Source organism: Micromonospora sp. NPDC049559 (genome assembly GCF_040676675.1).
Lineage (GTDB): Bacteria > Actinomycetota > Actinomycetes > Mycobacteriales > Micromonosporaceae > JBFAPK01.
Genome location: NZ_JBFAPK010000026.1, coordinates 93,772 through 116,099, shown reverse-complemented (window position 1 = coordinate 116,099; position 22,328 = coordinate 93,772). Strand labels below are relative to the sequence as shown.

Here is a 22,328-nt window from a genome sequence, read left to right as displayed (position 1 = left end):
GGCCTAGCGCAACGAGACCCAGCTCGTCGCGACCTCGTGGCGGCCGGCGCGCGCGTGCAGCTGGATCGGCCCGGACGGCGGCGGACCCAACGAGAAGAGGCCGAGGTCGTCCACCGGCGCCTCCTCGTACGGCCCGTCGGCGGTGCGGGCGACGACCCGGCCGCCGGCGGCCGGGGAGAGCTGACCGACGATGCCGCTCTCCGTCACCTCGATCTCCACGGCCAGCTGGCCGCCGCGGAAGGCCAGGGTCCGGGCGGAGCCGGCCGACCGGGTGAGTCCGGCGGGTTCCCGGTCGCACACCGAGTCGAAGGTCAGTTCGGCGACGGCCAGTTCGGCGTCGACGGTACGCCAGCTGAACGCCGCGTACGCGGCGGCCAGGAACTCCCGCGGCGGCGGCTCGCGGTCACGCAGCGCCTCGCCCAGCTCGGCGAGGAGGGCGAAGTCATCGGCCGGCGGCCACGGCACCATCGCGATCACCTCCGCTCCCCTCGGCCTCGGGGTCCGCCACCACGAACGGGGCGAGCGCCGGGCAGTCCCGTAGCTTCCGCAGGCAGCGGGCCTGTGACGGGCCGATGCTGCCGATCGGCATCTCCAGTGTGGCCGAGATTTCCCGGTAGCTCACCGGTGGATCGGCTACCAGCAACGAGAGCAGTTTCCGGCAGCGCGGCGGAAGTTGGGCGAATGCCTCCCGTAGGGCCTGCCGGCGCTCCGCCCGGATCACGCCCTCCTCCGGTGGCACGGCCTCCGCCGCCGGCAGGACGCGGGCCTCCTCCACGGCCGCGTCGTCCAGCGGATCGAACGGCTGGGTGCGCCGGCCGACGCGCACCATCCGGTAGCACTCGCGGCGGGCGGTGGTGACGAGCCAGGCCGCCAGGGCGGCCGGTTCGCGGATGCGGCCCAGGTGCTCCACCAGGCGCAGCCAGACCGTCTGGTTGACGTCGGCCGCGTCGGCGCGGTCCAGCCGGTACGCCCCGACCACCGACAGCACCAGCGGGCTGTAGCGGCGTACCAGTTCGCCCCAGGCCCCCTCGTCGCCCGCCGCGGCGGCCGAGACCAGCGCGGCGAGCGGCGTGTCCGGCCCGGCGGTACCGCCCGCCGGCGGTACGGCGGGGGCGCGCGGATCGGCCCGGTCAGGCAACGAGAACACCGTAGTCCGGGTGCCAGGGCGGGACGCCGAGCAGGCTCAGGCGGGCCGTCTCGGCGTCCACCCCCGCCGACGTCATCAGGGCGGCCAGCCGCCCGGAGACGTGCGCGGCGGCGAACGAGGTGCCGGCCCAGGCCGCGAAGCCGAGGAACTGCTGGACCGGCTCCCCGGGCAGCAGCAGCCGCCCGTCCACGTACGTGCTGACCCGCTCGCCGACGGCGCAGGCGTCCACCCAGGACCCGAACCCGCTGTACGGCGCCGGCAGGTACCCCGTCGGCCCCGACTCGACCGCCGCCACCGCCAGCACGTCGGGCAGCGCGGCCGGCCAGGTCGGCCGGGACGTACCGGTGTTGCCGGCCGCGGCGACCACCACGCTGCCGGCGGGCCGGGCGGCCAGCGCGTTCACCAGCGGCAGCGGTGGCACGTCGTCCTGGGTGAGGCAGCCCAGGGAGAGGTTGACGATCGGTACCGGGGCCGCGAGCCCGCCCAGCGCCCGCACCAGCGACTCCTCGTCTCCGACGCCGGTCGGGTTGAGCGCCTGCTCCGGGTCGAACCGCACGCCCGGCGCCGCCTGCCGGACCACGCCCGCGACGAAGGTGCCGTGCCCGCCCTGCAGGGCGAGGACGTCGCCGCCGAGGTAGAGCGCGTCCTCGTCGTCCGGCTGCGGCAGGTAGCTGCCGCCGAGCCACTGCGGGTGGCGACCGGCGGCGAGCCGCCAGATCCCGGTGTCGCAGACGCCGACCGTCACCCCGGCGCCCTCGCCCAGGCGGGCGGGGTCCGGCGCGGGCAGCGCGCCGGCCGCCCGGGGCGGGCCGCCCGGGTTGCCCATGATGTTGCCGTAGCCGACCACCACGTGATGCGGCTGCACCCGCGGTACCCGCTGGTTCGGCCACTGTCGAGGGTCGCGCAGCTTGGTCACCACGCCCGGGACGTCGACCTCCCGGTCGAACCGCAGGCGGGTCACGCCGGCGAAGGCGCCGGCCGGCACGACCGGGTAGCCGAGTTCGCGGAGCCGGACCGCGACCCGCTGGGCGTCGGCCTCCGCGGCGAGCAGCTGCCGGGGCCGGTACAGGAACTCGCGGCCCGGCTCCGGGTGGCGGCGGATCTCCGGGTCGCCGGCCACGGCCTTCTCGAAGGCCAACTGGTACGCGTCGTCGCCGGCGGCGGCCGGTCGCGGCCGCAGGGCGGCGCCGAGCGGGGCAGCCGCGGCGGCCAGCGCGGCGAGCGTGAGGAGGTGTCGGCGGGAGGGCCGACCGGACGGGCGCGGGGCGGAAGGACGATCGGGCACGGGGTCTCCAAGCGTCCGGACGAGCACATTTGGTGGTGGTGGAATCACCCAGGGTTCCCCCCGGGCGTCGCCGATTCTTTGCCAAGCATGGGGGGTTGTCAATGCCTCGGCCGCCCGTCGGACCGGTACGGGACAGTCCCCTTTCCGACGCCGCGGCGATTGACCCGGGCACCCCCGGTCGGGAACCCTGTCTGGCATGGCCGACGCCGCCGCTCCCGGTGCCGCCACCTCGCAGGCAGCGCTCGACGCGGTCCAGCGCTATCCCCGGGAGGCGATCACGATCGCGCGGCGGGTGCTGGTCGACCCCCTCGCGGACGCGGACGAACGGTCCGCCGCCGAGCGGGCCATCGGGCTCGCGCTGCGGGAGCTGAACGAGCTGCCGGACGCCCTGCGCCACCTGCGCCGGGCCGTACGCGTCGCCGGCGAGCCCCGGGTGGCGGCGCTGGCCCAGATGAGCCTCGGTTACGTGCTCGCCAGCGCGGGGCGTACCTCGGCCGCGCTGAGCGCGGTCACCGCGGCGCTGCCCCGGCTCAGCGGCGCCGAGGCGGGGCGGGCCCGGATGCAGCGGGGCGTCGTGCTGCACTACCGGGGCCGGTTCGACGAGGCGGTGCGCGACTACGGCCTCGCCGTGGAGATCGCCCAGCGCGAGGGCGACCAGCTCCTGGAGGCGCGCGCCCGCAACAACCGGGGGCTGCTGCACGCGAACCGGGGCAGCGCGCCCGGTACCGACGGCGACCTGCACCGGGCGGCGGCCATCTTCCAGCGGCTCGGGCTCGACCTGGCCGCCGCCGACGTCGGCTGGAACATCGGCATCGCGGCCGGGCAGGCCGGGGACCTGCCGGGCGCGCTGCGCCGGTTCGCGGCCGTGGACGAGGAGTACGCCCGGCTCGGGGTGCCCCGGCCGGCGCTGCTGCTCGACCGGTTCGAGCTGCTGTTGTCGGTACCGCTGGTCGACGAGGCCGCCGAGGTGGCCGGTACCGCCATCCGCGAGCTGCGCCGGCGGCGGATGGCCTCGGACCTCGCCGAGGCGCTGCTGGCCCGCGCCCGGGCCGCGCTGCTCGCCGGCGACCTGGACACGGCGAGCGAGACCGCCGCCCAGGCGCGGGTGCGGTTCCGCCGCCAGGGACGCCGGATCTGGGCGGCCTTCGCCCGCCACGTCGAGCTGCGCGCCGAGTTCCGCCGGGGGGACCGCTCGGCCGCGCTGCTCGCCGCGATGGTGCGTACCGCCGACGAGCTGGACGGGACGGGCTGGCCCGACCCCGCGCTCACCACCCGGGTCGAGGCGGCCCGGGTGGCGCTGGCGCTCGGCCGGGCCGCGGACGCGGCGCGGCTGCTCGACGTGGCCGCGCGGGCCCGACGCCGGGGTACGGCGTCGCGCCGGGCGCGGGGCTGGTACGCGCTCGCGCTGTCCCGGCGGCTTGACGGCGACCAGCGGGGCGGCGCCCGGGCCCTGCGGCGGGGGCTGGCCGTGCTCGACGGCTACCGCGCCTCGCTGGGCGCCACCGAGCTGCGCGCGCAGAGCGGCGCCCACGGCGCGGAACTCGCGGCCGAGGGGCTGGACCTCGCGGTCCGGGCGGGCACCCCGGCCCGGGTACTGGACTGGGCGGAGCGGTGGCGGGCCAACGCGCTGCGCCACGGCGCGGTGCTCCCGCCGCGCGACCCCGAGCTGGCCGGCGCCCTCGCCGAGCTGCGGATGGTGAGCGCGGCGATCGAGGAGGCGCTGCTGGCGGGGCGGTCCGGGCACCCGCTGCGCCGCCGGCAGGCCCGGCTGGAACAGCGGATCCGCGAGCTGGCCCGGGGCGCGAACGGCGGCGGCGGGCCGGTGGCCCCGCCGAGCGTGCGTACGCTCGCCGAGCGGCTCGGCCCGGCCGTGCTGCTGGAGCTCGTGGCCCACGGCGAGCGGCTCCGGGCGGTGCTGGTCCGGTCCGGCCGGGCCACCCTGCACGACCTCGGCCCGCTGGCCGACGCGGTGAAGGCCGCCCGGCTGCACCGGTTCGGGCTGCGCCGGTTGGTCGTCACCGGCGACTCGGCCGAGGCGCGGGCCGCGCTGGAGCACGCCGCCACGACCCTGGACCGCCAGATCTTCGGACCGTTGCGGGCCCGCCTGGCCGACCGTCCCCTGGTGGTCGTCCCGATCGGGGCGCTGCACGCGGTCGGCTGGGCGGGCCTGCCCACCTGCGCCGGCCGGCCGGTGACCGTGGCGCCTTCGGCGACCTCCTGGCTGAGCGCCGGCCGCCGGGCGCTGCCGCAGGGGCCGCCGCTGCTGGTCGCCGGCCCGCGGCTGCCCGCGGCCGAGACCGAGGTGCGCCTGCTCGGCGAGGTCCTGCCCGACGCCCGGCGACTCACCGGTGCGAGCGCCACGGCCGAGGCGGTGGTGGCGGGTCTGGACGGGGCCCGGCTGGCCCACGTCGCCGCGCACGGTACGTTCCGCGCGGACAACCCGCTCTTCTCCACCCTGGAGCTGGCCGACGGTCCGCTGACCGCGTACGAGTTGGAGCGCCTGCCCCGCCCGCCCGGCTGCGTGGTCCTCTCGGCCTGCGACTCGGGCCTCTCCGCGGTCCGGCCGGGCGACGAGATCATGGGGTTCACCTCGGTGCTGCTGGGGCTGGGGGCCCGCAGCCTGATCGCGCCGGTACTGCCGGTGCCGGCCGAGCCGACCATCCCGCTCATGCTCGACCTGCACCGGCGGATGGCGGCCGGCACCCGGCCCGCACCGGCGCTCGCGGCCGCCGCGCGGTCGTTCGCCGACTCGGGCGACCCCGCCGCGCGCGCGACCGCGGCCGCGTTCGTCTGTTTCGGGGCCGGCTGAGGCGGGGTACGCGCCGTCGCGCGGATCCGTCAGCGACCGAGGCGGCGCTGGCGGCGGCGGGTCCGACCGGGCGGAGCCCAGGCGAAGGCGAGCGAGCCGCCGACCAGCCCGAGCAGCAGGCCGACCAGGAAGCCACCGAGGTTGGAGGTGAGCCAGGAGGCGAGCGCCAGCACGATGGCGACGACCGAGTAGAACACCCGCTGCGCGGGATTGGCCAGCAGCAGCACCCCGCAGACGAGCATGACCAGCGGGACCAGGTAGCCGGCCAGTCCCTGCGGGCCGATGTGCAGCACCACCGGCAGGGGCGCGCGAACGGAGAGCAGGATCTCGCTCGCGCCGAGGACGACCAGCAGGCCGCCCCAGAAGGGCCGGTTCCGGCGCCAGTCGCGCCAGGCCCGCCGCGCCCGGGCGATCCGGCCGCCGGCGGTCGCGGGTCGAGGCGGCGGCCCGGCGGCACCGACGGTGGGTTCGTCGGTGCCATCGTCGGCCGTACCGCCGGCGGCGGCATGGTCGTGCGCGTACGCGGTCACGTCAGCAACCGTCGGAGCTGAAGGCCATCCGCAGGTGCGGCAGGCTGAAGGTCGCGGCGGTGGTCGCGTAGTTGTGTTGCCGGAGGTTGACGATCGTGACGGTGTCGGCCTGCTGGCTGAAGACGCCGGGGTTGCCGGCGACCCCCGGCACCTTGTCCACGGTGCTGGCGTCCCGGCCGATCTCGATCGCGTTGAACGAGGTATCGCCGGAGATCAGGTCGGAGTCGACCACGAGGGTCTTCGCGCTCACCCGCTTGCCGGCGTCACCAGCGGTGATCTTGAGATGCATGCCGCCCATGTCGATGCTCTGGCAGAGCCGGGTCAGCTCCGCCCGGTCGATCGCCGAGACGATCACGACCACCTGGCCACCCGTGTCGCCCTCGTTCGGGCTGTCCTCCACCATCTGGTCGAGCGCCGCGAACTGCTCGAATCCCGTACCGTCGAGTCGATCGGCGGTGACCGTGAACGGCATGCCGGAGATGGCGAACTGCGCGGCGAGCACGCCCTGCGCCGTGAGGAACACCAGCGCGCCGCCGACCGCGCCGGCGGAGAACAGCATCGCCGCGAACCGGCGCCAGCGCACCCCGCCCCGTTCGGAATCGTCCGGAACTTCGATCGCGGTGTCTTCGGAAGACATCCTGGTTCCCCCTGTCTCGTGTACCGGAGGTGATTTCTCCACGCTGGATCGCGCGACGGCGGGGCGGGGCGAATGCGCCGGAACGGACGCATCGGCCGGCCGCGCGCCGTATCCGCGCGCAATGACGACTGCCTGGAAGTTACCGCTCGGTAAGCAGGCGGTCAACCCATTGACCAAAGTAGATCATTTGTTTGCCATGGACGGCGAAATGAGTCAGAAACCCCGGCGAGTTGTGATCGGGAATGCCGACGGGCGGTGGGGTACGGGCCGGCTCACCGGTCGGCCGGCGCGCAGGGGGCCTTGATCGTCCCGACCGCGCCGCTCGGCGTACCGCTCTCGCCGGCGGCCGCCTCGGGCCCGATGAACGGCGCCATGGTGAAGTAGGTCAGCATGGGCAGCAGACCCGGCAGCTCGGCGACCCGGCCCGCCGCCACGTACCGGCGGATCGTGGCGTAGAGGCCATCGATGACCGCGCCGACCAGCTCGTCGCGGGGGGCGACCTCGGGAACCATCGGCGCGTCCCCGAAGAACTGGTCGAACCGTCGCAGCAGCCGGTCCCGCTCCTCGCGCGCACCGGCGCCCACCGCGTCGATCTCCACGATGGCCATGGTCGCGAAGGCGGGCACGCTGGCGAGCACGTCGAGCAGGACGCGCAGCGCGGCCCGTACGCCGGAACGCCACCCTGGGGCCTCCCGGTAGGCGCCCTCCATCAGCTGGAGCAGCACGGCGGTGCCGTGGCGGTACGTGGCGAGGAAGGCGTCGTCCTTGCCCCCGAAGAGGGCGTAGAACGCGGGGCGGGTCACCCCCGCGGCCTGGCAGATGTCGCTCACCCGGGCGTTGGCGTAGCCCTTGGCGGCGACCGTGTGCACCAGTCCGTCGAAGAGCCGGTCCCGCTGCGTCGCGGCGACGACCTCCGCGGGCTGGCGACGCGGACCTCGCTTGATCGCCCGATCCGGATCGCGGCCCGCGCGGGCGCCGGGCAGCGGAGACAGGCCCGGTTGAGACACGGGAGAGGCGATCATGGATATCGACCTCCTTCGGTCCTCGTCGCTTGACTTCAATACTCGCAGAGGTTTATAACATCCACAGGTTTGTTTCTGAGCCGTTACGGTGCGTCAACACGGCGCGCGAACCCGACAGTTTCCCTGCTCGGAGGAGGGCTCATGGTCCTCATCATGACCGACGGCGCCAAGGATTGCGCAGGGCGGGTGATGCGGCCCGGCCGCTGGGCTGAACCGTCCGGCGGAGGCGTCGCCCGATCCGACGGAATCCGCCCCGCATAAATCCTCCGCCCCACCCATCGCCGCGAACCCGCAGCCGATATCCGCGCGCCCGGCGGCCGGACATCCGTGCGCCCGGCGGCCGGACATCCGTGCCGCGTGACGCATTCGTCGATTCCGCCCGCGACACAGGAGGGAGCACCCGCACCGAACCGATTCCCCCGAACCGACCGCCCGTCCGACCGTCCCGTCCTGACGTCCGATCAGCCTCCCGAGGAGAGTGAAGGTCACATGCGAAAGTACGGCTATCTCGCGCTGGTGGCGATTCCGACGCTGCTGGCCACCCTGGTCGTGGCCGATCCGGCCGCCGCCGCGGGCAACGTCCTGACCCATGGCAGCGCCGGCGGTAGCGCCGTCGCGGTGAACGACGTCCTCACCGCCAGTCTCGCGGCCGGCACCACCGCCAACTTCTACTCGACCGCCACCGGCACCACCGGCGTACGCTGCTCCAGTTCGAGCTTCTCCGCCACCGTCACGGCCAACCCGGCGGCGCCGGGCGTCGCCACCGAGACCCTCACCGCGCAGACGTTCGGCAACTGCACCAGCAACGTCTTCGGTACCACGGGGGTCCGCAGCGTGACGGTGGACAACCTGCCGTACGCGACGACCGTCGACAGCGCCACCAAGGCGGTGACGATCAGCGGGACGGCGGCGGCGCCCATCCAGACCACGATCGTGCTGAGCACCATCCTCGGCACGACCACCTGCGTCTACCGCAGCGCCACCAACACGGTGTCGGGCGTCGCCTCGAACACCGACCTCTCCATCACCTTCACCAGCCAGCAGTTCACCAAGTTCTCGGGGCCCGGCACCTGCTTCGCCAACGGCTACTTCACCGCGAAGTACTCCCCGGTCCGGGACACCAGCCAGGCCGGCAGCCCGGTTGTCTACGTCAACTGACCGACATCCCGTGGCCGGGGTGTGGCCCGCGCCGCACCCCGGCCCGGCCCCGCTCGGCCGAGATCCGCCCGCCTCAGACGTCGCTGATCCGGAACAGTCCGATGTCGTCGGCGCTGGTGCCCTGCTCCGGAACGGACTGGTTGATGGACGCCTCGACGCCGACCCACCCGTGCAGCACGCCGTCGTTGTCGATGATCTCCAGCATCGGCTTCACGTGGGAGTTGCCGGTGTAGCAGTACTCGCCGCGGGCGTCGGCGTTGGCGGTCCGCCAGTACCAGAGGGTGTCCCGCCGGTCGGCGGAGGTGGTGTTCGGGCGCGACAGGTAGTACTGGTTGGCGCTGGTCGTACCGCCGAGGCAGCGACCGCCCGCGCAGGGGCGCCAGTCCAGGTTCCAGAACCGGCCGCCGTCGCCCTGGTCGACGTACGGGGTGCCGTTGCTGTCGGTGGCCCAGACGTAGTACGTGTGGATCATGCCGGCCCAGTTCGCGGTGGCGATCTGCTCGCTCGACGCCCGGGTGCTCCACGCCGCGTCGCTGCCGTAGCCGAAGCCGTGGGTGGCGCCGAACGAGTTGCCGCGGTACGTGAGCTTGGCGAGCTTGCCCGGCAGCGGCTCGCCGACGGTCCACTCCTCCCAGCCGGTGGTGCCGTCCCAGGTGATCCGCAGGACCGAGTCGACCACCGTGTACGTGCCGTGCAGGCTCTCCGGCGCGCTGGTCGACTGGAAACCGTTGCCGGTCTTCACCACGCAGTTGCGCGCCTCGCAGCCGGACGCGGAGACCCCGGTGGAACTGCGGGTCACCCGCTTGCGCTGGGTCCAGTGCCAGTGCGTCTCCGAGACGCCCCCCGCGTCGTCGAACGTGTACAGACCCAGCCGCACCCAGTTGGTGCGTACGCTGGCCTTGGCCTCACCGATCGACACCACGAACCGGTGCATTCCGGCCGGGGCGCCCGTGGCGGCGGCCGCCGGCGCCGCGCCGGAGACGGCCGCGCCCAGCAGCGTCACCACGGCCGCGACCAGGGCGAAGGTACGGGATCTCTGCGAGTTCATCGACGCCTCTTTCGAAGGTGGGAGACTCCCCCGCCAGCCCACCAGCCACGGCGCGTCCCGGCACCCGCAGAAGTGGACAGCACGGCGGACGCACGGTGGGGCGGCGGAGCGGCCCGGGCGCACGGCCGGGCATCCCGTTGGCTACGGTGACAGGGGTCTATCCGTCACCCCGTACCCCGAGGGAGGCCCCGTGACGCAGGATCCGGCAACCGCCGACCGGCGCGCGAACAAGCTCGACACCGGCGTGCCGCACTCCGCCCGGATCTGGAACTACTGGATGGGCGGCAAGGACAACTTCGCCGCGGACCGCGCCGCCGGAGACGCCTACATCGCGCAGTTCCCCGGCATCGTCCCCCTGGCCAAGCAGTCCCGGCGGTTCCTGATCCGGGCGGTCCGCCACCTGGCGGCCGACGCGGGCGTGCGCAACTTCCTCGACATCGGCACCGGGCTGCCGACGATGGAGAACACTCATCAGGTCGCCCAGCGGATCGCCCCGGAGTCCCGGATCGTGTACGTCGACAACGACCCGATGGTGCTGACGCACGCCCGAGTCCTGCTGACCAACACCACCGCGGAGGGGGTCACCGGCTACGTGGACGGCGACTTCCACGACCCCGACCAGATCGTGGCCGACGCCCGGAACATCCTGAACTTCACCCAGCCGATCGCGGTGATGTTCATGGGCGTGCTCGGGCACGTGGCGGACTACGACGAGGTGCGGTCGATCGTGTCCCGGGTGATGGCGGCCGTACCCGCCGGCAGCTACCTGGTGCTCTGGGACAGCACCAACACCAGCGAGGGGTTCGACGCGGCCCAGCAGGGCTACGACGACACCGGCGCGGTCCCGTACGTGCTGCGCAGCCCGGAGCAGATCCGCGGCTGCTTCGAGGGGCTGGAGATCCTCGACCCGGGCGTGGTGTCCATCTCGAGATGGCGGCCCGAGGCCGACGCCGCAGAGGTCGCGCCGGTCGACGGATACGGCGCGGTGGCCCGGAAGCCGTAGGCGCTCGGGCGCCCGGCGAGCGGGGAATCCGGCGAGCGGGGGCCAGGCCGGCGGCGGGCCGCCGTCGCCGGCAATCTCGACGACTGGCCGGGGAGAGCAGACCCGGGCCGATAGGCTGAACGCGAAGTCGATCACATACCGCGGGCTGGCCCGGCCGGCCGAAGGAGGGGATCGATGGCGGAGTGCCTGCCGGTCGCGACGGTCCGGACGCAGGTGAGCGTACCGATCAGATTTCCGGACGGATATGTCACGACCGCCCGGGTCTTCTCGTTCGACGGGCTGGTGGACGGCCGGGAGCATCTCGCGTTCGGGTTGGGTGCCTGGGCCGGGCCGCTCGACCGGCGGCGCGGTGAGACGGTACCGCCGCTGGTGCGCCCGCACAGCGAGTGCCTGACCGGGGACGTCTTCGGCAGCCAGCGGTGCGACTGCGGGCCGCAGCTGCGGGAGGCGGTCGAGCGCATCGCCCGCGCCGGCGGCCTCCTGCTGTACCTGCGCCAGGAGGGGCGCGGCATCGGCCTGTACCGCAAGCTCGACGCGTACGCGCTCCAGGACGGCGGCCTGGACACGTACGAGGCGAACCTGGCGCTCGGCCGGGCCGAGGACGAGCGCGACTACACGGCCGCCGCGCAGATGCTGCACGCCCTCGGGGTACGACGGGCCGCCCTGCTGACCAACAACCCGGACAAGGCGGAACAGCTCGCGCGGCTCGGGGTGACCCTGACCGACCGGGTACCGACCGCCGTGCACCTCTCCCCCGCCAACGCCGCCTACCTCACGGCGAAGGCCAGCCGCGCCGCCCACACCCTCGACCTTCCGACCACGGTCGAGCTGGGCGGTCTCCGGGCCGAGGTCGCCTGACCCGCCCGCGCACCCGCCGATCCGCACCCGCCGACGCACCCCGGTACGTGCTCCGGCGCCCGCTCCCAGACCCGCGTCAGGCCCGGCGGGTGCGGGCGTAGACGTCGCCCGAACGGCCCAGCGGCCGGAACCGATCGAGCAGTCGTACCAGCTCGCCGGCGTCGAGCCAACGCTCGCTGGCGAAGCGCATCGTCTCGATCGGCGAGTAGTTGTACTGGTATCCCCCGGCCGTCGTGCCGAGCCGTTCCACGAGGTCGAGCGCGGTGAGCGCGGCGTCGTGCGCCGGCGGCAGGTACTCGAAGGAGAGCGCGCGCAGCGGCTCGGTGAGCCCTTCGAGCACCTCGGTCTCGAAGCCCTCCACGTCGATCTTGCAGAAGACCGGCGTGCCGTACGTCGCGATCAGGTCGTCGAGGGTCGTCACCGGCACCTCGACCGAGCGGTCCCAGCGGATGCGGGCGAACCGCCGGTCGGCGACGACCGAGTCGATCCAGTCCCGGGACATCGACGAGACGGTCGGCGTCGCGCTGGAGAGCGCCAACCGGGCGCGGCCGGCCCGGGCGCCGACGGCCGTCGGTACGAGGGTGACGTTCTCGTCCCGCCCGAAGAACAGGCGCAGCACGCGCAGGCAGTCCGGCTGCGGCTCGACCGCGATCACCCTGCTCCCCAGCCGGCGCCAGGCGCGGACCCGGCTGCCGACGTGGGCGCCGATGTCGAACCCGAGGTCACCCGGGCCCAGGAACTCCCGGTAGAACCGCAGCATCCGCCGGTGCTGGCCCGGTACGCCGTGGTACATCACCAGGGATCGCGCCACCCCGTACGCGCGACCGAACATGCCCCGATGCTATCGGCGGATCCCCCGGCGAGGGGCGGGATCGGCGGCATCGGTCGGGGGCCCGGGCACCGGGAGGAGGGCCGGACGCGCTGCCCGTCCTCGGCGGTCGCGGCCGAGGCCGTGCCGCGGTCCCGGGCCGGTGTGCCCGTCCGGACCGCGGCCGACCCGCTGTCCCGGCCGCCGCGACCAGCGCCACGGCGCGGGGCGACCCGTCGCCCGCGCCGTGGTTCGTACCGCCGGACAGCCCCGTTACCGGTCCGCCCCGCGCCTGGTCATCGCGCCGGACTACGGCCGCGCGGCCTCGTACCGGTCGATCGCCTGGCCGAGCTGGGCCAGCTTCTGGGTGTACTCGACCGGGACGACGCCGGTCGGGGTCGCCGGGCGCTGCGGGTCCTGGTACTGGTCACCGAGGTTCGAGAAGACCGCGATGATGTAGTGCCGGTACGGCTTGCCGGGCAGCGACCGCACGATGCCGGCGTCGGAACCGGAGTTGCCGACCCAGCCGGTCTTGTGCTGGAAGGTCACCTGCGCGGCCTGATTGCAGGGCCGCACGTCCCGCCCGAAGTAGTTGCCGGCCACCGTCATCGTGCCGTCCGCCGCGATCCACCGTCCGGCCGTCACCTGCGGTATGCCGGGTGCCGGGTAGCCACGCCCGCAGTAGTTCGTGGTCGACAGCATCCAGTTCCAGCCCTGCTCGCCCAGCTTGGCGGCGAAGAACCGCCGAGAGGAGTCACTGAGCGCCGAGGCCGCCGTCACCGGAATGCCGGCGGGAGTCGTCCACAGCGTTCCGGAGCCACCATTGATCAACAGCAGCAGCTTCGCGGTGTCGAGCGACGTCATGGTGATGGGGTTGTCCCAGTGCCCGCCGTTGGCGGGGTTGGTCTCGGCGAGCCGCAGGGTCTCCAGGCCGAGATCCTGGAACCTCTGGTTGAGCCAGGTCACCGCGTCGTGGTCCCAGAGCAGTTTGATCAGCGCGCAGCTCGCGGCGTTCGACGAGACCGTCAGGGAGGCGTCGATGTACCCGCGGATGGTGTTGCTGCTCGCGTCGCCACACAGGGAGCTGATGGTGGTGGGCCGGTAGTCGTAGGTGTCGTCCAGCCCGACCACACCCTGGTCGACCAGGTGCAGCACCCCGAACGTCACCATCAGCTTGAGCACCGAGGCCGGGTAGGGCGACATGAAGTCCAGCGGCGCGTTCTCCCGGCCCGGCACGATGTCGATCGTGCCCTGGGCGTGGTTGGTGTACCAGCCCGCGTCGTCCCACTGGCGGTAGCGCACCGCCGTCGTGTGATGGTTCGCGTCGACCGGGACGACCACGCCGTGCGCGTACTGGGGGCTCATCAGCACGGTTCCGGAGGAGACGATGCGCCCCGCGGCGTCGAGTTCCAGGACCGTGGCGTCGATCTGCGGCTGTTGCGAGATCGGCTGCGGCTCGGCCGTGGTGGCGGCGTACCGCCGGACGCGCTCCGAGTGGGCTGTCGCGTCCTTGTCCACACCGGCGGCCGTCACACCGGACGCCGCCGAGGTCACCGGGGCCAGGTCGATGACCTGCTGGAACTTCAGCGCGTCCATGGTCTGCCGCAGATACTCGGCGACGGGCAGGCCGCGGTACGACTCGGGCTGCTCGACGGGTGTCTCCGCGGGAGCCTGGGCGGACGCTCCCGTCGACGCCATCAGCATGCCCAGGACCACGGTGGCCGTGGTCAGCCCGGCCTTCCGAATACGCAAGGTAAATCCTCTCTCTCATCCGGGAATGCTTCGGTGACCGCACTGTGGTGGCGGTCCGCACCTTCGATACCGATCATTCCCGATTGGAAATCTACTCACTACGGGAGTAAATGACACCGCGCGCCCGATGTGGCTCCTCCGTGGACATGCCGATTCTTGTGCGCCGGCTACCGCGGACCCGACGGCGCGCCCCTGGGCCACGCCCCGCTCGGCCCTTCCGGGCAGCCACTCGTGCCCCATCGGCCGTACCGCTCCGCCTGCCCGCCGGGCCGGTGCGCGGCGGACCATCGAGGTGTCATGGGCACCAGTCGGGCAGACCGCAGCGGCGCCGGGCCGTCACCGCCGGCGCCGAAAGCCAAGGCTGCCCGCCCGCTCGACGCCGACGGCGTCCGGCAGCTCCCGCCGACCGGGAACGCCTTCCAACCGGTCGTCCTGGCGCGGCTGCAGCGCGCGTGCGGCAACGCGGCCGTCCAGCGCCTGCTCGCGGCCCGGCAGCCGGCGCCCGTGGTCCAGCGCGAGCCGACCAGGCCGCGCGCGGCCACCGGCTCCGCCGCGATCGCGGACCTCCGAGGCCAGACCGCCACCCCGGGCACCGGCAAGGTCACCGCCGGGTCGCTGGCCCGGCAGGAGTGGGAGTCGCTGTTCCGCCGGCACTTCGTGGAGCCGGACAAGGTCGAGGACGAGGTGGAGAGCAGCCACGCCCGGTACATCTTCTCCCGGGTGTACGGCTGGATCGACGCCCAGCACTTCTTCGCGCACATCCAGTTCGCCGAGGAGCTCGGCTCGCAGGGCGCGACGGACAAGGGCCTCTCGATCGAGCAGAAGCAGCAGCGGGTACGCGACCTGATCGGCCCGGACGACGAGGACCCGACCATCTACTCGGAGCTGCTGAAGGCGAACCTGATCAACGCCGACGACTTCCTGCACTACCGGGAGAGCCTGTTCATCGCGATCGCCCTCGGCATGGACATGGTCCTGTCGGGCCAGGAAAAGGCGCTGGTCAAGGGCTTCGACGAGCGCCAACTGGCCAAGCTGATCCTGGACAACGCCATGTCCGCGTGGTCCTACGAGGACCTGGCCTCCAACCAGTTGGGCGTGCAGTTCTTCCGGCTGCACGGCGCGTTCGTCAACGCGGGCGCCGACGCCGCCGCCGTCCGTCAGCGCTTCGTCGACCGGCTGACGGAGTTCTTCGCCGCCATCGAGGTGGTGGAGAGCCCGGCCGAGGTACGGCGGCTGGCCGCGGCGCTGCCGGGCAAGGAGCGGTGGACCTCGAAGAAGCTGCCGGAGGCGCAGGCCCGCAAGCGCTTCCCGGAGCTGTTCGCCTTCGGCGCCGGCACCCACCGCCTCCGGATCGCCGTGTACGACCGGCGGGCGGGCGCCGAGCGCGGCCTGGCCCGGGTACGGGACGCGGTACCGGCCGCCCCGGGCCTGCGCGTCGAGCCTTTCGGTACGCAGTTCGCGCTGGTCACGGGTCCGATGAGCCACTTCGAGGCGGTGCTGCTGAAGCGGGCCGTCGACCGCGCGGCGGCCACCGGACCCGGCGGCGCACTGGTGACACCCGCCGCCGCGGGGCCGTGACGGCCGCGCGTCTCACTTGACCCCGCCCGCGGTGAGGCCGCTGACCAGGTACCGCTGGAAGGCGAGGTAGAGCACGACGACCGGCAGCGCGCAGACGAGGGCCGCGGCCATCAGCTGCCCGTAGACGGGGATCGCCCCGCCCTCCTGGCTCGCGCCGAAGACCTGCAGGGAGACCGCCGCCGTACGGGTCTCCGGGTTGGTCAGCACCGAGGCGAAGAGCACGTCGTTCCAGCCGAGCAGGAAGGCGAGGATGCTGGAGACCACCAGCCCCGGCCAGCTGAGCGGCACGATGATGCGGGTCAGCACCCGCCAGGACGAGGCGCCGTCGACCCGGGCCGCCTCGTCGAGTTCGCGCGGCAGCCCACGCAGGTAGGTCACCATGATCCAGGTGGAGAAGGGCAGCGCGAAGGTCAGATAGGTGACGAAGAGCGCCCAGCGCGTACCGATGACGGGCGTACCGAGCAGCGTCGCCAGGCTTGCGAACAGCACGAAGACCGGCAGCAGCATGAGCGTGCCGGGGATGCTCTGCAGGGCGAGCAGTCCCCGCAGGATCGTCAGCCGGCCCCGGAACGCGTAGCGGACGAGGACGTACGCGCTGGAGACCGAGACGAGCGCGCAGGCCACGGCGACGCCACCGGCCACCGCGACGCTGTTGACCAGACCGCTGCCGAGGTCCGTGGTCGACCAGATGCGGACGTAGTTGCCGAGGTCCAGCCGGCTGGGCAGGAAGGCGCCCCGGGCCACCGCGAGGTCCGAGCTGATCGAGGCGAAGAACATGTAGAGGACCGGGAGCAGGACGAAGACCAGCAGCACGGCGACGATGAGCGCCTGCAACGGTCGGGGCAGCAGCCGGGTGACCGCCTCGGCCGAGTGCCGGCGCGACCGGGACGGTCGGGGGCCGGCCGGGCGCGACGGGTCCGCCGGCGGTGGGCTGGGGGTCATGGGGTGCGCTCCTCTCCGGTGTCCAGGCGGACGGCCCGCAGGTAGATCGCCAGCGGGATCGCGACGAGGACGAGGGAGAGGATCGCCATCGCCGCGCTCAGCCCGAACCGGAAGTTCTGGAAGCTCTCCACGTAGGTCAGGACCGGCAGCACCTCGACGTGGTGCGGGCTCGGCACGCCGAAGAGCACGAACGGCAGGGTGAAGTTGTTGATGTTGTGCAGGAACGTGATGACGAGGGCCAGCGACACCGGCCCGCGCAGGTACGGCGCGACCACCCGGCGCAGCTTCGTCCACCAGTCCGCGCCGTCGAGCGCCGCGGCCTCGTGCACCGCCGGGTCCACCGACTGCAGGGCCGCGACCGCCAGCAGGTAGACCAGGGGCCACGACGTCCAGATCTGGACCAGGACGAGCGCCGCGAGGCTGCGCGGCCCGTTGAGCCACAGCCCGGCGGGCAACCCGAGGTGTTCCAGCGCGGTGTTGGCCACCCCGGCCGGCTGGAGGATGATCCGCCAGACCGTACCGACCACGAAGGCCGGCAGCACGTACGGGACGAGGAAGACCGACCGGACCAGGGCGCGGCCCCGGAACCGGTTCTGGGTGGCCAGCGCCGCGGCGACCCCGATCGGCAGGGTCGCCACCGTGACGATCGCCGAGTAGCCGAGGCTCACGCCGATGGCGTGCAGCAGGTCCGGCCCGCCCAGCGCCTCGGTGTAGTTGCGCAGCGCGACGAAGGGCGCGTCGAGCCACTGCCGGATCGAGTACTGGTCGAGGTCCAGCAGCGAGATGTAGGCGGCCACCAGCAGCGGGACCACGATGACCAGGACGGTGAGGACGCCGCCGGGCAGGAGCATCCAGAGCGGCCGGTGGCGTTCGGCCACGGTACGGCGCCGGCGCGGAACGCTCTCCCGCGCCGGCGCCGACGGGGCCGTCGTCGTACCGCTCATTTGGTCTTGTCGAGCGCGCCCTGCGCGGCCGTCTGGGCCTGCGTCAGCAGCGCGCCCAGCGCCGCGTCGTCCACCCGGCCCTTGGCCAGGTTCGGGATCGACTGCACCACCACGTTGACCAGCGCGAGCTGCACCTGGCTCCACGCGCCCGTGAAGGGCGTACCGATCGAGCGCGCCGACGAGTCGACCAGCGCCGCCAGGGCCGGGTCGCCGCGCAGCGCCTGCGCGGCGGCGGCGTTGGTCGGCAGTTCGCCCAGCAGCTGGTAGTAGCGGGTCTGGCTGTCGGCGTCGGTGAGCAGCTTGACCAGCGCGAGCGCCAGGTCTCTGTTCTTGCTGTACTTCGCGACGACGAGATTGTCGCCGGAGAGGATGCTCGTCGCCGCCGCGCCGCCGGCGGGCAGCGCGGTCGCGCCGGGCGGGATGGTGGGCATGACGCTGTAGGCGTACTTGCCGGCGACGGCCGACTTGTCCAGGGTCGCCTTCGAGGTGGCCGAGACCATCGGCAGGAAGGCCGCCTTGCCGGCCCCGAACGCGGCGATGGCCTGCGCGTTCTTCCAGCCCACGGCGGCGGGGTCGACGACGTGGTCGGTGGCGAGCCAGCCGAGGTAGGTCTGGTACGCCCGGCGCGTGGTCGGGTCGTCGATCTGCGCCGTGCGCCCCTTCACGACCGGGTTGCCGGCCTGCACGTCCATCGCCCAGATGAACTTCCACGGGTCGTAGCTGTCGGCGTACGCGATCGCCAGCCCGTACGTGCCGGACCTGGTCAGCTTCTTGGCCTGGTCGCGCAGGCCGTCCCAGCTGTCGGCGGGCTTGTCGATGCCGGCCGCGGCGAGCAGTTCCTTGTTGTACGCCATCACGAACGGCCGGCTGGTGAACGGCACGCCGACCTCGTGCTCCGGGTCGGGTCCGGAGATGCCGAGCGTGGCCGGCAGGAACCGGTCCCGCCCGCCCACCTTCGCCCAGTCGTCCGCGCTCAGCTCGATGAAGGCGCCGGTGGCCTGCGCCGTCGGGGTGAAGGTGGTGCCGAGGGCGTAGACGTCGGGGCCCTGGCCGGAGAGGACCGAGGTCTGGATCTTCGTCAGCTCGTCGTTGGGCGAGGCGAACGTCTCGAAGTTCACCTTCGCGCCGGTCGCCTCGGCGAACCGGGCGGAGACGTCGGCGAACCACTGCCGTTGCTGCTCGGGATAGATCGAGTTGACCCCGATCAGGACGTTCAGCGTCTTGCCGGCGCCGGTCGAGTCGTCGCCCGAGCCGCAGCCGGCGAGGGTCGAGCCGGCCACGACCAGGCCGGTCAGTGCGATCAGGGCGCGTCTCGCGTCCATACATCCACTCCTCTCGCGAGCGGTGCGGTCGACCGCGTGCGAGGGGACGGGTTGAGAGGTGCGCACGCGTCGATGCGGATTGCGGGGGACGCTAGCAACGGTCCAAAATCATGGCAACCGTTTGCCAAACTTTGCCAGGAAGTAGTTGGCTCCCAGCATGGACCGCGGCAACCGACCGGCCCGCCTGCGCCCGGTCACGATCACCGACATCGCCACGCGTACCGGCGTCGCCCCGTCGACGGTTTCCCGCGCGTTGAACAACCCCGGGCGGGTCAGCGCGGCGACCCGCGAGCGGGTCGCCGCCGCCGCGCGCGAGCTGAACTACGTACCGAACTCGCAGGCGCGCGCCCTGAGTTCCGGCCGAACCGGCACCATCGCCCTGCTCGTGTCGGACGTGACGAACCCGTTCTACTTCGGGCTGATCCGCGGCACGCAGCAGCAGCTCAAGGCGGGCGGCTACGCCCAGCTGCTGATCGACACCGAGGACTCCGGCGAGCACGAGGCCGAGATGCTGCACAAGATGCGGCAGTCGCTGGACGGCGCCATCCTCGCCGCGCCGCGCCTGTCCGAGCGCCCGCTGTCCCGCCTCGCCGGCGAGATCCCACTGGTGGTCATCAACCGGCACGTCCGGGGCGTACCGCGCGTCATGATCGACACCCCGGCCGGGATCGGGCAGGCCGTCGAGCACCTGGTCTCCCTCGGCCACCGCGACATCGTCTACGTCTCCGGGCCGGAACGGTCCTGGTCGAACGAGGCGCGCTGGCACGCCATGCGCGCCGCCGTCGAGCGGCACGGCCGCCGTACCCGCCGGGTCGGGCCGTTCCCGCCCGGCCGCCGCTCGGGCAGCGCCGCGGCCGACGCGGTGCTCAACACCGGCGCGACCGCCTGCGTCGTCTTCAACGACCTGCTCGCCATCGGCATGCTCACCCGCCTGCGCGAACGCGGGGTCGCCGTCCCGGCGGACCTCAGCGTGGTCGGCTGCGACGACATCTTCGGCGCGGACTTCTGCAACCCGCCGCTGACCACCCTCGCCGCGCCGATCGAGGAGGCCGGCCGGGCGGCGGTCGCCATGCTGCTCGCCCGGCTGGATCAGCGCCCGGCGCGGGTGCTCCGGCGGGCGGTGGTGCTCCCCACCCACCTGACCGTCCGGGAGTCGACCGGCCCGGTCCCCTCGCGCGCCGGCACGGTCCCCGGGCCCTAGAGGCCGTGTTTCACAAGGGCGGCCTCGACTACGGTTGCGCCGTGAGAATCGTGGTGGCCGAAGATCTGACGCTGCTGCGCGACGGCCTCATCCGCATGCTGGAGGCGCACGGCTGCAGGGTCGTCGCCGCCGTGGACAACGGGCCCGACCTGCTGCGCGAGCTGATCGAGCGGCGGCCGGACGTGGCCGTCGTCGACATCCGGCTGCCGCCGACCCACAGCGACGAGGGACTGCGGGCCGCGCTCGCGGCGCGAGCCGAGGTGCCGGGCCTACCGGTGCTGGTGCTCTCGCAGTACGTGGAACGGTTCTACGCCCGGGAACTGCTCGCCGACGGCCGAGGCGGCATCGGCTAGCTGCTCAAGGACCGGGTCTCCGACATCGGCGAGTTCGTCGAGGCGGTGCACCGGGTGGCCGGTGGCGGCACCGCGCTGGATCCCACGGTCGTCGCGAACGGCCTGCAGTCGTCCGACGACCACAACCGGCGGGTGCTGGCCGTCCTGGCGTACCTCGACGGATAGGGGTACTACCACCCCCGTCGAACGGGACGCAGCATCCTCGTGACCGGGCCGGCGCTCGACGACGCTGACGTCATGACAAACGCGCACCGCACGCTCCTGCGCCGTACCGCCATCGGCTGCCTCGGCGCGTCGTTCGTCGGCGCCCTGCCGTACGCCCTGGTGGCCGCCGGTGTCCTGCACGTCGACGCCGGTACCGTCGAGGCCATGGCCCTCGTCCACGCGGTCACCGGCGAGTACGGCGGCCCCGGCTACATCGCCCTGCTGGCCCTGCTGGCGCTGCGCCTGAGCGCGGCACCGCGCGGCCGGGCCCTGCTCGGGCCGGTGATCGCGCTCGGCCAGCGTTCCCTGAGCGGCTACCTGTTCCAGTCCGTGTCGTGGCTGGCGCTCTTCTCCCCGTGGGCGCTGCACCTCGGCGGCACCTACGCCGCCGTCGTCGCCGGGCTGGCCGTCTGGGCGGTGTCGCTGGCGGGCGCGCAGGCGATGAGCGCGGTGGCGTACCGCGGGCCGGCCGAGACGCTGCTGCGCTGGATCACGTACCGACCGGCCCGGCGGCCGGCGCGGTGATGACCGGCCGCTTGCGGCAGGTGGCCGTCCGCGCGGGCGTGGCCGTGGCGCTCTGCGTCGCGGCCACGCTGGCCTGGGCCGGCACCGGCGTCGACGAGTTCTGGCCCCGGTGGGTGTACTTCGCGGTCGGCACCGTGCTGACCGGCGAGTTCGTACTGCGCCGGGTGCTGCGCGTCCCGCGCGGCCGGCTCCGCTGGCTGGCCGTCGACGGCGCGGCGGGTGGCATGATCATGTTGGTCGATCTCGCCGTCTACGTGCTCACCGGCGGAGGGTACTTCTGGCCGGTCTGGACGTACCTCGGCTTCTCCGGCCTGTTCGCCCTGCACGTCTGGGTGGTCAGCCGGCCGCCCGGCGCGCGGGAACGGGAACTGACCGCCCGGGTCGCCCGGCTCGCCCGCTCCCGCCGCGCGGCGGTGGACCGGCAGGCCGCCGAGCTCAAGCGCGTCGAACGCGACCTGCACGACGGCGCCCAGGCCCGCATCGCCTCCCTCGCGCTCACCCTGGGTCTGGCCGGCGAACTGCTGCGTCGCGACCCCGACGCGGCGGCGCGGCTGATCGACGAGGGCCGGCTGACCGCCGTCGCCGCGCTCGAGGACCTCCGCGCGGTGATGCACAGCATCCACCCCGCCGTCCTGGCCGACCGCGGTCTCGGCGACGCCGTCCGCGCGCTCGCACTCAACCTCGCCGTGCCGGTCACGGTGACCGGCGACCCACCGCCGGCCCTCCCCGCCTCCATCGAGACCGCCGTGTACTTCGCGATTGCCGAATGCCTCGGCAACGTCGTCAAGCACAGCGGTGCCGCCACCGAGGTGGCCTTCGTCGACGACCCCGGCAGCGTACTGGTCACCGTCACCGACAGCGGCGTCGGCGGCGCGGACCCGGCCCGAGGTACGGGCCTGCGTGGCATCATCGACCGCCTCGACGTCGTCGACGCCGAACTGCGCCTCTCCAGCCCGCCCGGCGGCCCGACCGTCGTCACCATCATCGTGCCGCTCGGATAGCGCGGGCGGCGCGCTCCGGGTAGCCGCGCCGTCCCCGGCGTCCGGCCCGTCGACCGTCCCCGGCGTCCGGCCCGTCGACCCGCTCGACTCGGACCTCGACGCGGCCCGCCCGGCCGAACCGCCCCAGCGGGTACGGGAATGGGGCAAGCGGTTCCGTCGGGCCGCCGGCGAGTGGCAAATCGGGTACGAGTGGGCGCCAAA

General features: G+C 73.5%; 20 protein-coding genes and 1 pseudogene. 9 read left to right on the top strand and 12 right to left on the bottom strand.

The features are described 5' to 3' along the window. Positions 1-3 precede the first annotated feature (3 nt). Genes AB0J86_RS25460 through AB0J86_RS25450 form a run of 3 tightly spaced genes read right to left on the bottom strand, consistent with a single transcriptional unit; the run spans position 4 to position 2,432 of the window. On the bottom strand, positions 4-468 hold the full coding sequence (locus tag AB0J86_RS25460) for a hypothetical protein (RefSeq protein ID WP_363860119.1): 465 nt from the start codon (positions 466-468) through the stop codon (positions 4-6). After that, entirely contained in the window at positions 443-1,138 is a 696-nt protein-coding gene (locus tag AB0J86_RS25455; protein WP_363860106.1) for a sigma-70 family RNA polymerase sigma factor, read from the bottom strand. Before AB0J86_RS25455 ends, AB0J86_RS25460 begins: the two co-directional genes overlap by 26 nt. Further along, positions 1,131-2,432 carry a S8 family serine peptidase gene (locus tag AB0J86_RS25450; protein ID WP_363860105.1) on the bottom strand — a complete coding sequence of 434 codons (1,302 nt, stop codon included), beginning with the start codon at positions 2,430-2,432 and terminating at the stop codon, positions 1,131-1,133. The genes AB0J86_RS25455 and AB0J86_RS25450 overlap by 8 nt, the downstream gene beginning before the upstream one ends. 196 nt (positions 2,433-2,628) lie before the next feature. Between AB0J86_RS25450 and AB0J86_RS25445 the strand changes: the two genes are divergently transcribed. Beyond that, positions 2,629-5,241 (top strand): CHAT domain-containing protein, encoded by a 2,613-nt coding sequence (locus AB0J86_RS25445; RefSeq protein ID WP_363860104.1) that lies wholly within the window; start codon positions 2,629-2,631, stop codon positions 5,239-5,241. 29 nt (positions 5,242-5,270) lie between these two features. Here the strand turns inward: AB0J86_RS25445 and AB0J86_RS25440 are convergent, their stop codons facing one another. From AB0J86_RS25440 to AB0J86_RS25430, 3 genes are all read right to left on the bottom strand, one after another. After that, positions 5,271-5,771 carry a DUF6114 domain-containing protein gene (locus tag AB0J86_RS25440; RefSeq protein WP_363860103.1) on the bottom strand — a complete coding sequence of 167 codons (501 nt, stop codon included), beginning with the start codon at positions 5,769-5,771 and terminating at the stop codon, positions 5,271-5,273. 1 nt (position 5,772) lies between these two features. After that, complete coding sequence (locus tag AB0J86_RS25435) at positions 5,773-6,408, bottom strand: DUF6230 family protein (protein ID WP_363860102.1); 636 nt, start codon at positions 6,406-6,408, stop codon at positions 5,773-5,775. A 272-nt stretch (positions 6,409-6,680) separates the two neighbouring features. Next, complete coding sequence (locus tag AB0J86_RS25430; protein WP_363860101.1) at positions 6,681-7,430, bottom strand: TetR/AcrR family transcriptional regulator; 750 nt, start codon at positions 7,428-7,430, stop codon at positions 6,681-6,683. 489 nt (positions 7,431-7,919) lie between these two features. On the opposite strand from AB0J86_RS25430, the gene AB0J86_RS25425 reads away from it, so the two are divergent. After that, complete coding sequence (locus tag AB0J86_RS25425) at positions 7,920-8,588, top strand: Tat pathway signal sequence domain protein (protein ID WP_363860100.1); 669 nt, start codon at positions 7,920-7,922, stop codon at positions 8,586-8,588. A gap of 73 nt (positions 8,589-8,661) precedes the next feature. Here AB0J86_RS25425 and AB0J86_RS25420 read toward each other — a convergent pair whose 3' ends face one another. Further along, positions 8,662-9,636 carry a hypothetical protein gene (locus tag AB0J86_RS25420; RefSeq protein WP_363860099.1) on the bottom strand — a complete coding sequence of 325 codons (975 nt, stop codon included), beginning with the start codon at positions 9,634-9,636 and terminating at the stop codon, positions 8,662-8,664. A gap of 190 nt (positions 9,637-9,826) precedes the next feature. Here AB0J86_RS25420 and AB0J86_RS25415 point away from each other — a divergent pair, with 190 nt between their 5' ends. After that, the gene (locus tag AB0J86_RS25415) at positions 9,827-10,639 is read left to right on the top strand and encodes an SAM-dependent methyltransferase (protein ID WP_363860098.1); all 813 of its coding nucleotides are present in this window, start codon (positions 9,827-9,829) and stop codon (positions 10,637-10,639) included. Positions 10,640-10,813: 174 nt separating this feature from the next. Further along, positions 10,814-11,497, top strand: a complete 684-nt coding sequence (gene ribA / locus AB0J86_RS25410; protein WP_363860097.1) for a GTP cyclohydrolase II — start codon at positions 10,814-10,816, stop codon at positions 11,495-11,497. A gap of 76 nt (positions 11,498-11,573) precedes the next feature. Here the strand turns inward: ribA and AB0J86_RS25405 are convergent, their stop codons facing one another. Next, positions 11,574-12,329 carry an FkbM family methyltransferase gene (locus AB0J86_RS25405; protein ID WP_363860095.1) on the bottom strand — a complete coding sequence of 252 codons (756 nt, stop codon included), beginning with the start codon at positions 12,327-12,329 and terminating at the stop codon, positions 11,574-11,576. Positions 12,330-12,614: 285 nt separating this feature from the next. Then, a complete protein-coding gene (locus AB0J86_RS25400; RefSeq protein ID WP_363860094.1) occupies positions 12,615-14,057 on the bottom strand; it encodes a serine hydrolase in 1,443 nt (480 codons plus the stop codon). A gap of 297 nt (positions 14,058-14,354) precedes the next feature. Here AB0J86_RS25400 and AB0J86_RS25395 point away from each other — a divergent pair, with 297 nt between their 5' ends. Continuing rightward, a complete protein-coding gene (locus tag AB0J86_RS25395; RefSeq protein ID WP_363860093.1) occupies positions 14,355-15,635 on the top strand; it encodes a hypothetical protein in 1,281 nt (426 codons plus the stop codon). 12 nt (positions 15,636-15,647) lie between these two features. Here AB0J86_RS25395 and AB0J86_RS25390 read toward each other — a convergent pair whose 3' ends face one another. From AB0J86_RS25390 to AB0J86_RS25380, 3 genes are read right to left on the bottom strand one after another with little or no spacing between them, the layout of a single operon-like run. After that, positions 15,648-16,577, bottom strand: a complete 930-nt coding sequence (locus AB0J86_RS25390) for a carbohydrate ABC transporter permease (RefSeq protein ID WP_363860092.1) — start codon at positions 16,575-16,577, stop codon at positions 15,648-15,650. After that, positions 16,574-17,521 carry a sugar ABC transporter permease gene (locus tag AB0J86_RS25385; protein WP_363860091.1) on the bottom strand — a complete coding sequence of 316 codons (948 nt, stop codon included), beginning with the start codon at positions 17,519-17,521 and terminating at the stop codon, positions 16,574-16,576. Before AB0J86_RS25385 ends, AB0J86_RS25390 begins: the two co-directional genes overlap by 4 nt. Further along, positions 17,518-18,843, bottom strand: coding sequence for an extracellular solute-binding protein (locus AB0J86_RS25380; protein ID WP_363860090.1), 1,326 nt, complete (start codon positions 18,841-18,843; stop codon positions 17,518-17,520). The genes AB0J86_RS25385 and AB0J86_RS25380 overlap by 4 nt, the downstream gene beginning before the upstream one ends. 157 nt (positions 18,844-19,000) lie before the next feature. On the opposite strand from AB0J86_RS25380, the gene AB0J86_RS25375 reads away from it, so the two are divergent. The 4 genes and pseudogenes from AB0J86_RS25375 to AB0J86_RS25360 all read left to right on the top strand — a co-directional run bounded on the left by AB0J86_RS25375 (position 19,001) and on the right by AB0J86_RS25360 (position 22,127). Continuing rightward, positions 19,001-20,044 carry a LacI family DNA-binding transcriptional regulator gene (locus tag AB0J86_RS25375; RefSeq protein ID WP_363860089.1) on the top strand — a complete coding sequence of 348 codons (1,044 nt, stop codon included), beginning with the start codon at positions 19,001-19,003 and terminating at the stop codon, positions 20,042-20,044. 41 nt (positions 20,045-20,085) lie between these two features. After that, positions 20,086-20,562, top strand: a pseudogene (locus AB0J86_RS25370) (response regulator transcription factor). A gap of 72 nt (positions 20,563-20,634) precedes the next feature. Continuing rightward, entirely contained in the window at positions 20,635-21,126 is a 492-nt protein-coding gene (locus AB0J86_RS25365; protein ID WP_363860088.1) for a DUF418 domain-containing protein, read from the top strand. Next, positions 21,126-22,127, top strand: coding sequence for a histidine kinase (locus tag AB0J86_RS25360; RefSeq protein WP_363860087.1), 1,002 nt, complete (start codon positions 21,126-21,128; stop codon positions 22,125-22,127). Before AB0J86_RS25365 ends, AB0J86_RS25360 begins: the two co-directional genes overlap by 1 nt. Positions 22,128-22,328 lie beyond the last annotated feature (201 nt).

Bases quoted from the DNA above. Each gene is read 5' to 3' on its own strand.
- ribA (WP_363860097.1), top strand. From the start codon at position 10,814: ATGGCGGAGTGCCTGCCGGTCGCGACGGTCCGGACGCAGGTGAGCGTA.
- AB0J86_RS25365 (WP_363860088.1), top strand. From the start codon at position 20,635: ATGACAAACGCGCACCGCACGCTCCTGCGCCGTACCGCCATCGGCTGC.
- AB0J86_RS25460 (WP_363860119.1), bottom strand. From the start codon at position 468: ATGGTGCCGTGGCCGCCGGCCGATGACTTCGCCCTCCTCGCCGAGCTG.
- AB0J86_RS25430 (WP_363860101.1), bottom strand. From the start codon at position 7,430: ATGATCGCCTCTCCCGTGTCTCAACCGGGCCTGTCTCCGCTGCCCGGC.
- AB0J86_RS25385 (WP_363860091.1), bottom strand. From the start codon at position 17,521: ATGAGCGGTACGACGACGGCCCCGTCGGCGCCGGCGCGGGAGAGCGTT.
- AB0J86_RS25375 (WP_363860089.1), top strand. From the start codon at position 19,001: ATGGACCGCGGCAACCGACCGGCCCGCCTGCGCCCGGTCACGATCACC.
- AB0J86_RS25425 (WP_363860100.1), top strand. From the start codon at position 7,920: ATGCGAAAGTACGGCTATCTCGCGCTGGTGGCGATTCCGACGCTGCTG.
- AB0J86_RS25420 (WP_363860099.1), bottom strand. From the start codon at position 9,636: ATGAACTCGCAGAGATCCCGTACCTTCGCCCTGGTCGCGGCCGTGGTG.
- AB0J86_RS25395 (WP_363860093.1), top strand. From the start codon at position 14,355: ATGGGCACCAGTCGGGCAGACCGCAGCGGCGCCGGGCCGTCACCGCCG.
- AB0J86_RS25435 (WP_363860102.1), bottom strand. From the start codon at position 6,408: ATGTCTTCCGAAGACACCGCGATCGAAGTTCCGGACGATTCCGAACGG.
- AB0J86_RS25445 (WP_363860104.1), top strand. From the start codon at position 2,629: ATGGCCGACGCCGCCGCTCCCGGTGCCGCCACCTCGCAGGCAGCGCTC.
- AB0J86_RS25360 (WP_363860087.1), top strand. From the start codon at position 21,126: ATGACCGGCCGCTTGCGGCAGGTGGCCGTCCGCGCGGGCGTGGCCGTG.
- AB0J86_RS25405 (WP_363860095.1), bottom strand. From the start codon at position 12,329: ATGTTCGGTCGCGCGTACGGGGTGGCGCGATCCCTGGTGATGTACCAC.
- AB0J86_RS25390 (WP_363860092.1), bottom strand. From the start codon at position 16,577: ATGACCCCCAGCCCACCGCCGGCGGACCCGTCGCGCCCGGCCGGCCCC.
- AB0J86_RS25380 (WP_363860090.1), bottom strand. From the start codon at position 18,843: ATGGACGCGAGACGCGCCCTGATCGCACTGACCGGCCTGGTCGTGGCC.